The following is an 11,150-nucleotide window of genomic DNA, read 5'->3' as shown; positions in this document are numbered from 1 at the left end:
GCGTGCTCCTAGCGACCGCAGATCGAGGAGGTTGTTGACCTCGAGCGAGCATGTCACCAGAGCGCGTGGCTGGAGTGAGGCCAGGAATCGTTCTCGGTCGTCCACGCTGTCGAACTCAATGGGGTCAACCAGGTGACGGTAGGCCTCCACGACAACGGACGCCGTCGGGCGTCCGAGGTAGAGGACTGGGTACCCGGATTTGGTTCCCCATCGTCCGTCGGCCTGTCGGCCCTCGAGGGCTCTTGCAACGTGAGACATGGCCACGTGGCGTTGCCACTCGCCGCGTTCGCTGGACCGCTCCAGCTCCGCTAGCCGAGCGGCGAGGCCGTCCATGTCACATGCCCCCCACTACGCGCTGAACCTCGTCGAGAACTTCGTCGATCTGGCCGGCACCGAGCAGATCGAGCGGTCGGCGACCGTTCAGGTTCCGGTTTCGCGACTGGAGCCAGATGTGGATGCCCTCGTCGGTGTACACCTCTCGCAGTTCTTTCACCAGGTAGACCAGGTCCAGGACGCGCCTGACCGCGTCCCCGCGGGGCTTGGTTTGACCGCTCGACCAGTTCTGGACCGTCCGCTCGGACGCGCCCACAGCCAGAGCGAAGTCACTCTGCGGAATGACCGTCTCGGTGACGTCGTCGACCAGTCTCATGAACGACACGTTGTCTTGCTTAGCCATATGCGGGGTTGCCGTCTCCCTAGCCTCCGCGCGCTTCACCATGCTGCAGATAGTATGCCCTGAATCTTTCGTGTCAACCAGCGAGGTCCTTGCGGGTCGGGTTGCGTCTCGTGTTACGCTACTCCCGGGTAGTGCGCCAGATGGAGGCATGGACATGGCTGAACTGCTGATCCGGGTCGGCACGCAGGATGCTGCGCTGATCCAACGCGTGCTGCAGGCCAACGATGGGCGGCCTGACCGGGTGGTCGTCGATGCGCACGTCGCGCATGCGGAGCCACGGATCAGAGCTGCCGCCCTGGCGGCAGGCATCCCGTTCATCATCGATCCCCAGACCCACTACCTTCAGGACTACCAGCACCCGGCCGACCCTTGGGTGTCACTGCCGTTCGCACACGGCCACGTCCTCACGCCGGCCGATCTGATGCGCCCAGCCGTAGCCGCAGACCTGGCCGCGGCTGTGATCGACTACCAACTGGAGCACGACGCCACCGCCATCGTCCTCCCGTACGTGCACATCGAGAGAGTCGAGGGCGGCTGGATACCGGTGCAGCGGGCGCTCTGGAACGCCTCCGTCGAACACATCAGGAAGAAGGGACTTCGGCTGCCAGTGATCGCCGTCATCGCCCTTGGCTGGCGGCTCCTCGACCGCCCGACATGGCCGGAAGGGCTGGCCCGCCTCCTTCGCACCTTGAAGCACGTAACTCCTACGGAGGTGGCCTTGGCCGCCTCCAAAGTCGACGCAGGGGTTCACCCCGATGCCCGGCTGGTCACGATGATTGCCACGATCCGACGCATCACCAAGCTCGCTCCCGTCATCGCCTGGCAGCAGGGCGCCCTCGGCGAGGCTGCGGTGGCTGGCGGGGCCCTCGGGTACGAGTGCGGCATCGGATGGCGTGAACGCTGTGACCTGCCCTCCTCTATGAGCCAGCACCGACGGCCCCCATCTGGGTTCGGACCTCGGCCCGTGTACCTGTCTGCGCTGGGACGGAGCCTGCGCAAGCGTTCCGTAGAGGCCCTGATCGCGAACCAACGCCTCGCGGCCGAACTGACCTGCACCAACTTCTCCTGCTGCCCTCAGGGCAGAGATGCCCTCCTGAGTGACACGCGAAGTCACACGATCAAGGCTCGGCGCGAGGCGCTGACCCGGGTGTCGGCGCCAGCTTCGCCGGCGTGGAGGTGGCAACAGGTCGCCGCTGACGCCAGAGCTCGGCTCGACCTCGCGCAGCGGATAAACAAGTACGCCGACCGCACTGGACTCAATGTGAAGGTGAGGACCGAGACCCTTCTCGCGGTCCTCGCGGTCGCTGACAACAGACGTCAAACCATCTCGCGGCGACCAGCTGCCTGAGCTCCACCCTGCAGGATGGGCGGGTCCACGGAGGCCCTCATCTGCCGCGAGTCGTGCGTTCTGGACCCGCGTCTTATCGCCGCGATTGACCGTCATCGCGTGAGGAGCTGCTGTGCGAGACGGCCCGTGGTTGTCCAGCTGATCGCCAGCCGCTGTCTCTCGCCTTACGTGGAGTGAGATCGAGGAGGCTGACGGATGCAACATGCACGACGGCAGGATCCCTACCCGATCACTTGGGAGGTGCCGGCCGGGATTCTTCTTGCCTTCACGGTGCTCGTGGTGCTGGGACTGCATGTCGGTCGTGGCGTGGCGAACCTGGTTGCCGGCGGGTGGTGGGGGTTTCCCGATCGTGAGCATCTGTTCGTCAGCCTGCCGGCTTTCGTGGGTGGTGACTTTGCTGCCGGTTTGGCCCGAGTCGAAGGTCCGTTGGCGCCGGCTTCACTGATGTGGACATGCGTGGCCGTCGTCGAGACTTTCCTGCTGATCGGCTCGCTCGCCGGTTTGAAGTTCGGGCTAGCCCGATGGGGCCCGCAACGGGTCCAGGGCCTGGCGACCCGGTCCGAGGCTGAGCGCCTGTTGGGTCGTTCGCGGCTTCGCCGCCATGCCCGGATTGTCCGGCCCGACCTCTACGGCAAGACGGGAGGTCAGAGATGAGGAGCGTCACCGTGGCGCGGTCGATCGACCCAAGCGCCATCGGATGGCCGCTCGGGCGCGGGCATGAACCGCGCACCGGGGATCTGTGGGTGCCGTGGGACCGGACCGCCGGCGTGATCGGCCCGCAGGGTTCGGGCAAAACACTGGACCTGCTCAGTCCTGCCTTGCTCGCGGCGGAGGGCGCGGCCTTGGTGACGTTGACCAAGCTGGACGACCTCCTGCTCACCCTGACTGCACGGTCGAGCCGCGGACGGCCGTGTGTCGTGCTCGACCCGTTTGGGCTGGCACCCGGGGTTCCAGAGCTGGTCTGGGACCCGGTCGACGGGTGTGTCGACCCGATGGTCGCCGAGCGTCGCGCGAAGGCGTTCACCGCGGGCACCGTCAAGGGCGCCGTCCAGGACGGTCACGGCGATGATGCGGCCCGGTTCTACGCGGCCGAAGCGGCGAAGGTGTTGCAGGCCTACTTCCACGCGGCCGCTTTGACCGGTCGCACCTTGGATGACCTGCTGCGCTGGGTGGCCAACCCCCAAGCGGCGTCCGAGCCGGCCGAGACCCTGCGCGAGCACCCGCACGCCGCGCCGTTCTGGCACGGGCTACTGCAGGGCGCGCTGCACGGCGATGACCGCACCGCCGGGAACACGGCCACGACCGTGCAGCAGGCGATGAGCCTGTTCTTCCAGGCCGACATCCGCCGCCGCTGCGTGCCCGGCCCCGGTCGACCGGCCACGGATATCGCTGAGGTGATCGCGCGGCACGGGACGATCTATCTACTCGGCCGGGAGGACCCCTACGCGTCGGCGTCCCCGCTGATGACCGCGCTCGCGGAACACGTCCTGGACACCGCCCTGGCCCTGGCGAACGGATCGCGGTGGGGGCGGCTCTGCCCACCGATGCTGGCCTGCCTCGACGAGCTGCCGTCGACGGCGCCGCTGCCGACGTTGCGGACCCGGATGGCCAACGAACGGGCCCTGGGGATCTCGTTCATCTACGCCGCCCAGACCTGGCGGCAGCTCGCCGCGATCTTCGGGGAACAGGAGGCCCGGGCTTTGTTCGGGCTGTCCAACGTGCTGGTCATATTCGGCGGCTCCAAGGACGCCGCGTTCAACCAGGAGGTCTCCGACCTGGTCGGCACGACGCGGGTGCGACGCACCTCGTGGCAGTCCGGGACACGCGGTGGGCGCACCACCTCCGGCGAGGACATCCCGGTGCTGCGCCCCGAGGAGGTGCGCCAGATCCCGGACCGGCACGCCCTCGTCGTCGCCGAGAACGGCCGACCGGTCATCGCTCGGCTGTCCCGGTGCATCGATGGCAAGGCTGGCAAGCGGCTGCTGCGGGACCGGGCCCGTGCCCGCGACGCCCTCACCACCGCCCGCCATGCGGACACGACGACCGCGGCGGCGCGGGCGGCCGAGGCCGTCGCGGAGGCGCGCCGCAGGGGCCTGACCGCGGAGAGCACCGACCCGTGGGAGTGACTCCCGACGGCGTCCCGCCGACCGCGACGGCAGGGCTGCTCGTCACGGGCTTCCCGGAGGTGGGGCCGCTGGCGAAGCTGGCCTACCGTGAGCTGAACCTCGCCGGACACGGCAGCGAACAGCAGGCCCGCGCCCTCGGCGACCCGGCAAGGCTGCCCCGGCCGTGGGACCCGGCGACCTGCCATGAGGCCGATCTGCGGGCGGAGGTGTGGGCGTGGCTTGACGCCGTCGTGGAATGGCTCAACCGGGAGTACGTCTGGGACGCGGCCGCGGTCATCCCACCGTGCTGGCCCGCGCATCCGCACCTGGTGCACGAGATCGCGGTCGTCGCGGACCAGCGCCGCCGCGCCGGCGCCGCGTTCAGCAGCGACCTGCTGGAGGACTGGCACCGCTACACCCTGCCCGGGTTCATCGACCGGATGCGGGACCGGCTGCGGGGCCACTGCGACGAGGGCCACCAACCGTGGCCGGCGAAGGGCCGACATGCACGCCACACCGACCCGCAGGCCCGCAAGGAGCGGGCCGAGACGTTCGCCCGGGAAGCGGACCGGGCCGACGCCGACACGTCACCTCGTGGCGGTCGCAGACTCTCGGTCGTGGACCTGGAGACCGGTGAGATCCGCGAAGAGCACGCCGACTGGTGAGCCGCCGGGACTCAACGCCCGCGGTGCGTGGGGTCGCTGCCCGAACCGGGTCGCGCGGCGGCGTGCCGTTCCTCGGCGCGGGCGCGGGCCGCGAGCCGCGGAGCCTCCACCGAAACTCCTTCACGTGTATGCCGCTGCGCCGGCACCGCACGCGGCTGACCCGCCCTTGTCGATACAGTCCGCAGGCGCTCGAAGTGCTGCTCCGCGACCCGCCGGGGATCCTCGTTCCAGGCGCCGGTCGCCGCAGCCAAGCCACCCCGGAGGGTTTCGATGTCGGTGCCGGTCCGATTCGCGATCCGTTGCAGGTCTGACTCCCAGGTGTCGGCCGGTTGGGCCGCGATGACGGCCAGCACCGACCCCAGCCGGCCCGGTCGCCAAACCCCATTGAGTCGCTCCTGCACCAGGCTTGCACCGAGCGACTGCGCACCCTGGAGCGCCGCGACGAGCGCCTCGGGACCCTGTTCGGCGAGCATGCTCGCGGGGTCGAGACCATCATGCAGCCGGGCGACCGTTGGCGCCAGGCCGTGCTGGGTCAGCATCCAGAACGCCCGTTCCGCGGCGCGTCGGCCCGGCTGGTCGGCGTCGGTCGCGATGACGGGGGCCGCCTGGTAGGTGAGCAGTTCCCGGGCCTGTTCCTCGGTGAGCGCGGTGCCGAGCGGGGCGAGGCCGACATGGCTGCCTGCGGTGGCGAGGGTGACCGCGAGGGCATCGATAGGCCCCTCGACCAAGACCGGGTCCGCGCCCGCGTCGCGCAGGTGGGGGAGTGCGCCATACAGCTGCGCTCCTTTGTGAAACAGCGCCGTCGTGGCGGTGTTGAGATACTTCGGTTCCGCGTGGGCGGCATCGGTGCGGTCGGGATGGCGGCGGCCGACGAAGCCGAGCACGTCGCCGTCGTGGATGATCGGCAGGACGGCACGGTCGCGGAACCGGTCGATGAGCCGGCCGGTGCGGGCCACGCCTGCGACGCCCGTGGTGATCATCTCCTCGTCGGTGACCCCGAGCGCACGCAGGTGGTCCACCAGCGCTGTCCACCCGGGCGGCGCGTACCCGGGCCGGTAGTCGGGGTGCCCGGTAAGGTCTTGGCCGAGCCGCGCCGCGAGATAGTCGCGGGCCCAGCTGTACTGGTACTGCGACTCGTAGAAGGTCGTCGCGAGCTCATTGACCTGCACCATGCGGTCCCGAGGGATGGGGCAGTCGTCCCAGTCGTGGGCGCGGTCGAGAATCCGCTCGATCTCCGTGTCGGTCGGATCCAGTGGGCCCATCGTGTCGCGGACGAGGGCGTCCAGGCGCAGCTGCGCCTCGATCGTCGAGGTGGTCGTCTCCTCGTCGGTGACGGCGGGCAGGTCCGGCTCGGGGTCGGGGTGTCCGTGGAGGAAGTCCTGCCATTCGGCGGTGGTCGGTGCGTCGGCCGGGGGCACGACATCGGCGAGCAGATCGGGCGGCGCCGGGTCCGGCTCGGCGAAATCGGTGTCGGGCTGGGGAGGGTCGGTCAGCACCGAGAGGCGCCAGACCATGGCGTGGCACTCGTCGAGGTCGCTGCCGGCCAGGTCGCGCCCGGCGGTGTCGAGCAGGTCGGTGAGCCGGTAGCCGCGTTGCAGGGCGCGGTCGATCACGGTGACCAAGGCCGGCCAGAACTGGCTGGCCCGGATCTGGTCGGCTCGGTCCGGCCCGACCTGCTCGACGAGCTGGTCGATCCACGGCGCGGTCAGCGCATCGGAGGTGTCGAGGCTGGCGGCGACGGCCGGTTCGACGTGGTGGCTGATCCGCCACCACAAGGCCGCCGCGGCATGGTCATCCGGCAGCGGCCCGGGCGCGGTCGCCTCGCGCAGCAGGGCGGGCACGTCGAGCGCGGCCCGGGACAGCGCGGCCAAGCGCGCGGCGAGCGTCGGCGCGAACGGGTCCCAATCCAGCCGCGGCTCGAGCTGGGTCAGCAGGGGAGCCCACTCGTCGAGGGCGTCCCCGTGTCCGGCGGTCAACCTCGCGTCAAGGCTCCGCTGCCAGACGGCGGCCGCCTTCGCGAGCTGCCGTGGCCCGGTGGGTCGCTGATCCGTGTCGGGCACCTGCATCGCGGCGCGCCACACCGCGACCTCGGCCACCAGCGCCGGCTCGACGCGGTGACCGGCGTGGGCGGCCCATGCCGGCACCGTGTCCGGGGCGACGGCCGAGCGGACTTGCTCGGCGAGGCCAGCGACTAGGTCGGCCCGGCGGTCCAGGTACTCGCCCCAGGCCGGGTGCGACGCCAGCATGGCGGGAACGGCTGGGGTCCATGGCAAGGGTCCGCGGCCGGCGTTACGTAGCCCGGTGTCGTCGAGGCGCCAGTCCAGCACCGCCGCGAGATCGGTGGCCGTGTCCAGCTGCCGCCTCTCGGCCGCGTCGCGCAGCGCAGCCATCGGGTCGGTGCCGGCGGCGGCGAGCAGCAGCAGGTGGGCCCGCAACGCCGGCCACGCAGCCTCGCCGGTGAGCCCGGGGGCGAGCTGGTTCGCGCCGTCCTCCAGGGCGGCGCTCACGTCCGGTCCAAGGGTGTCGTCGGCGGCGGCATACAGGGCGTCGACGTACCGGCTGGTGGCGTGCCCGAGCCGCGTCGCGGGGGCGGCGAGGTCGCGTAGCAGGGAGGTCGCGGAGGTGGGGGCGTCGTCGCGGGCGAGGATGGCCTCGAGCAGGTCGGTCGGGGTGGCCGGGAACACGGTCTCGGGCGTGATCACGGTGTGCGGGTCGCCGTCGCCGACGACCTGCAGGTAGACGTGGTTGCCGGCCCGGCCCCTGGTCAGCATGGTGTAGAGCTGCTGGCGGGACTCCTGCCCGGTCGCGAGCCCGTGCATCACCTCGACCGAGACGCCTTGGGCGCCGTGCACCGTGGTGGCGTAGCCGAGTTCTACGGATGTGGTGACGTACTCGGCGGGGAGGGTGACGATCCGGCCGTTCCGGGCGTGCTGCGCGGTGACCGCGCCGTCGTCCCGCACCGTGAGGACGGTCCACCGGTCCCCGTTCTTGACCCAATCGCTGGGGGAGATCCGCAGCCGCCGTTCGTTGGCGCGGGTGATGATCAGGTCCCCGACCGAGGCGTCGTTGCCGTCGGCGAGCCGCACCGCGCTTATGCCGCCCGGCTCGCTCGCAGGCTCTCTTGTGGTGAGTGAGTGGCTGGGGTTGTCGGTGAGGCGGTGGGCGCGGGCGCGCTGGTTCAGCTCGGCGACGAGCTCGCGGGTCGGGGCGAGCATGATCGCGTCGACGCCGTGCTGCCGGTCGGTCTGCCAGGCGGTGAACACGGCGTCGGTCATGGTGGCCAGGTCCCCGACGTGGACCCGGCCGTGGTCGAGGTAGAACCCGAGCGCCTCGACGCGGCCGTCGCGCAGCGCGAGGGAGGCCGCGCCCTCGGCCGGGTCGGTGAACCGCATCAGCTCGGTGAGCCGGGTCGCGCCGTGGCTGGCTTCGATGTCGCGCAGCACCCCGCCGGCGCCGATCGCGGCGAGTTGCCGGTCATCGCCGACCAACCGGACGCTGCCGCCGTGGCCGGTGACGAACGCGACGGCGGCGTCGAGGGAGATGGTGTCGGCCATCCCGGCCTCGTCGATCACGACGAGGGTGCGCGGGCCGATCGCCTCGGCCCAGGCGGGCAGGTCGTGCTGCTGGAGTGACCAGACGAGCTTGGCGAGCGTGTCCGTATGGGCGCCGGTGTGCTCCCGCAGCGCGGCGGCCGCGGCGGCCGACGGTGCCAACCCGATCACGTCGCCGCCGGCGTCGGTCCACGCCGCGGCGAGGGCCCGCATTGCGGTCGTCTTGCCGGCCCCGGCGGGCGCGATCGCCAGAGCCAGGCGGGCACTGCAGGTCGCCATCTCCCGCACCAGGGCGGCCTGTCCCGGGTTGAGGGTGGTGCCGTTCGCGGCCGCCTCGAGCAGGGCGAGCTCGACGTTGACCGGCCCGGCGGCATACCCGTCCTTGATGCCGGCCCAGGTGACGAGTCGCCGCTCGGCGGCGAGCACCCGCGCGGATGTGTACTGGGTCGCGCCGGCGAGCGAGTACACGCTGGCGCCGTCCCGGCGCCGCAGTTGCGGCGGCTCGACCAGGTCGTCGCTCCCCCGGACCAAGGGCACCGAGCGGGTGGTGAGGACGGCATTCACGATGTGATCGACGGCCCTTTCCGGGTCGGCACTGTCGGGGAGGTCCGCGGCACGGACCTGCCGGAGTGCCTCGGCGCGGACGTGCCAGGTCTGCCACGTGGCGCGGCGCGTCTCGACCGCCGCGACGACCCGCTCGGCCATCGCGGCGACCCACGCGCCGTCGATCTCCACAGGCCGCGCAACCTGGCGGGCGAGTGTCCCGGTAACCATCGCGTGCACCGCCTCTGCGCTGCCGAGGACCTCGACCGCCTGGGCGCGCCACGTGTCGCGCTGCTCCGCGAGCGAACGCGGTTCGTGCTTGGCCTCCCTCGTCTCGAGGGTCGCCTGCTGGGCCAGCTGGATCGACTCGATCGGCGTCGGTGGCCGGCCATGCGTCGCCTGGAACTGCTCCGCGAGCTCGCCCCGGCGGGCCTCGATGCTCGCCCGGCGGGTCGACCACCGCGCGTTCAGCCGCGGGTCCACGCCGAGCACCTCGCGCACCGGCCGCTTACGGACATCCGCGGTGTCCCGGGCCTGGAAGCGCAGCCCGAGCTCGGTGTGTAGGTGCGCTTCCAAGGCGGTGTTGTACGTCTCGGACGCGGCGACCGTCGCCTTGAACAGCACCCGCCCGTCGATGCTCAACCATCGCCCGTCGAGCGTCTGGACCTTGTTCGCCACCGCGACATGGGTGTGCAGGTCCGGGTCGCCGGCGCGCGAGTCACGGTGGGTGAACGCGGCCGCCACCAAACCTTGAACGTCCACCTGGCGGATGCCGTTCGTCCCCGTCCGGGTGTACAGGGCGTGGCCTTCGATGAAGGTGAGCGCATCCTGGACCGCGGCCCGGTGCGCCCGCTCGATCCGCGACGCGACCGCCGGCGAAGCGATCGCCCACAAGGCACTAACTGACTTGACCGGGGAGAAGGTCAAGTCATACCCGGCCACCGCCGTCGTCTGTGGCCGCGAATGCTTGGCGATCGTCGCGGCGACCTCGCGGGCGTCCACCGGGTCCCGGCCGTGCTCGGCACGGAAGAATCCCGTCGCGACCTCGGTGCGGATCCGGGCCCGCTCGTTCAAAGGCACCGGCCAGTCCCTGGGGAGCCCCGCGTCGGCGTTGACGGCGGCGACCCGTCTGGCCACCTCGACCCGGAACGCGGTGACGTCGTGCTCGTAGACCCGGTACGGCAGCCCGAGCCGAGTGACCGCCTGCACCTGCGCGTCGCTCGCGTCGGCGGCCAGCCGCGCGCGGCGCTCGTGCGCCATCGGGTGATGACCCGAGCCGAACAGGGCCTGCATCTGCCCCGCGGTGACGACATCGCCCGCACTGAGGCCTTCAATGCCAGCCAACCCACACCCGACCCAGACACCGGGCGACTCACCCTTAGTCGTGTAGTAGCTCGCCAGCCCGGTGTGCCCCTTTTCGGTGGTGTCCAAGGCCGCGACCTGCCGGGTCAGGTAGTCATACCCCGACCCCGTCGTCAGCTTGTGGATCGACATCGTCACACCATGCCGAAGGCGCGGGGCGACCCTGGGCGGTCAACCCACAGTGGACAAATGCCCACCCGCCGCCGGGTATGCAAGAGGTGTGTGCCGCATGAGGTTGGCAGTTTCGGGGCTCTCCTGACTGATCCGTGGGTCATTTCCGGCCGGGGAGGGACGGGCGGTGGCCACCGAGGCTGAGCATCGCGAGGGCGATCAGGGCCTCGGGTGAGCGGAACCCGAACGCGATGCGGGTGATCAGGCGCACCTTGGTGTTGACCGACTCGATCCGCCCGTTGGACAGGCCGTGCTGGATCGCGGCGAGGATGGAGTCGCGATGCTTGACGATCCGACGCTGCAGGTCCACGAACGCCTCTATGCGGCAGCGTCGGGCCCAGGAGATCCACCGCTCGAGCGCCTCGACGGCCTCCTCGTAGGGCAGCCGGAAGATCAGCCGCAGGCCCTCCTTGAGCAGATACGCCCGGTACAGGCGCGGGTCGGTACGCGCGATCCACGCCAGCTTCGCCTGCTGCCGCCCGGTCAGCGTGTCGGGGTTCTTCCACAACGCGTACCGGGCGCCTTTGAGGGCCTTCGCGTGCCCGCTCGCGCGGCCCGCGCGGCGCTTGTCCACGGCGCCACGCGCGGTGTTCCACGCGTCTCGACGTACCTGGTCCAGGGCGTCGGTGGCCCAGGCAACCACATGGAACGGATCGGCACAGCGCACCGCGGCCGGGCACCTGTCGGTGACCACTTTGGCGATCCAGTCCGCGCCGTCCGCGGACACGT

At 71.0% G+C, this 11,150-nt stretch carries 8 protein-coding genes; 4 read left to right on the top strand and 4 right to left on the bottom strand.

What is annotated here, in order from left to right:
* Positions 1-333, bottom strand: a 333-nt coding sequence (locus tag N864_RS24715; RefSeq protein WP_155892951.1) for an RES domain-containing protein, incomplete at its 3' end; no start/stop codon positions are given.
* A gap of 1 nt (position 334) precedes the next feature.
* On the bottom strand, positions 335-718 hold the full coding sequence (locus N864_RS25075; RefSeq protein WP_162164534.1) for an antitoxin Xre/MbcA/ParS toxin-binding domain-containing protein: 384 nt from the start codon (positions 716-718) through the stop codon (positions 335-337).
* A 112-nt stretch (positions 719-830) separates the two neighbouring features.
* Between N864_RS25075 and N864_RS14325 the strand changes: the two genes are divergently transcribed.
* The 4 genes from N864_RS14325 to N864_RS14310 all read left to right on the top strand — a co-directional run bounded on the left by N864_RS14325 (position 831) and on the right by N864_RS14310 (position 4,794).
* Positions 831-2,024, top strand: coding sequence for a hypothetical protein (locus N864_RS14325; protein ID WP_162164533.1), 1,194 nt, complete (start codon positions 831-833; stop codon positions 2,022-2,024).
* Between the two features lie 195 nt (positions 2,025-2,219).
* A complete protein-coding gene (locus N864_RS14320) occupies positions 2,220-2,678 on the top strand; it encodes a hypothetical protein (RefSeq protein ID WP_034718050.1) in 459 nt (152 codons plus the stop codon).
* Positions 2,679-2,689: 11 nt separating this feature from the next.
* A complete protein-coding gene (locus N864_RS14315; RefSeq protein WP_240474336.1) occupies positions 2,690-4,150 on the top strand; it encodes a type IV secretory system conjugative DNA transfer family protein in 1,461 nt (486 codons plus the stop codon).
* A complete protein-coding gene (locus N864_RS14310; protein ID WP_155892950.1) occupies positions 4,141-4,794 on the top strand; it encodes a hypothetical protein in 654 nt (217 codons plus the stop codon). Before N864_RS14315 ends, N864_RS14310 begins: the two co-directional genes overlap by 10 nt.
* 11 nt (positions 4,795-4,805) lie before the next feature.
* Here N864_RS14310 and mobF read toward each other — a convergent pair whose 3' ends face one another.
* Both mobF and N864_RS14300 read right to left on the bottom strand, forming a co-directional pair.
* The gene (gene mobF / locus N864_RS14305) at positions 4,806-10,382 is read right to left on the bottom strand and encodes a MobF family relaxase (protein ID WP_051518598.1); all 5,577 of its coding nucleotides are present in this window, start codon (positions 10,380-10,382) and stop codon (positions 4,806-4,808) included.
* Positions 10,383-10,521: 139 nt separating this feature from the next.
* Positions 10,522-11,150: ISL3 family transposase (locus N864_RS14300; protein WP_034718046.1), on the bottom strand; the 629-nt coding region annotated here is incomplete at its 5' end.

Origin of the sequence: Intrasporangium chromatireducens Q5-1, assembly GCF_000576575.1 — a bacterium.
Taxonomy (GTDB): domain Bacteria; phylum Actinomycetota; class Actinomycetes; order Actinomycetales; family Dermatophilaceae; genus Intrasporangium_A; species Intrasporangium_A chromatireducens.
This window is presented reverse-complemented; position numbering and strand designations above follow the sequence as displayed.

What these genes read in the sequence shown, in the direction of transcription:
- N864_RS14325 (WP_162164533.1), top strand. Translation starts at nt 831, where the DNA reads ATGGCTGAACTGCTGATCCGGGTCGGCACGCAGGATGCTGCGCTGATC.
- N864_RS25075 (WP_162164534.1), bottom strand. Translation starts at nt 718, where the DNA reads ATGGTGAAGCGCGCGGAGGCTAGGGAGACGGCAACCCCGCATATGGCT.
- N864_RS14320 (WP_034718050.1), top strand. Translation starts at nt 2,220, where the DNA reads ATGCAACATGCACGACGGCAGGATCCCTACCCGATCACTTGGGAGGTG.
- mobF (WP_051518598.1), bottom strand. Translation starts at nt 10,382, where the DNA reads ATGTCGATCCACAAGCTGACGACGGGGTCGGGGTATGACTACCTGACC.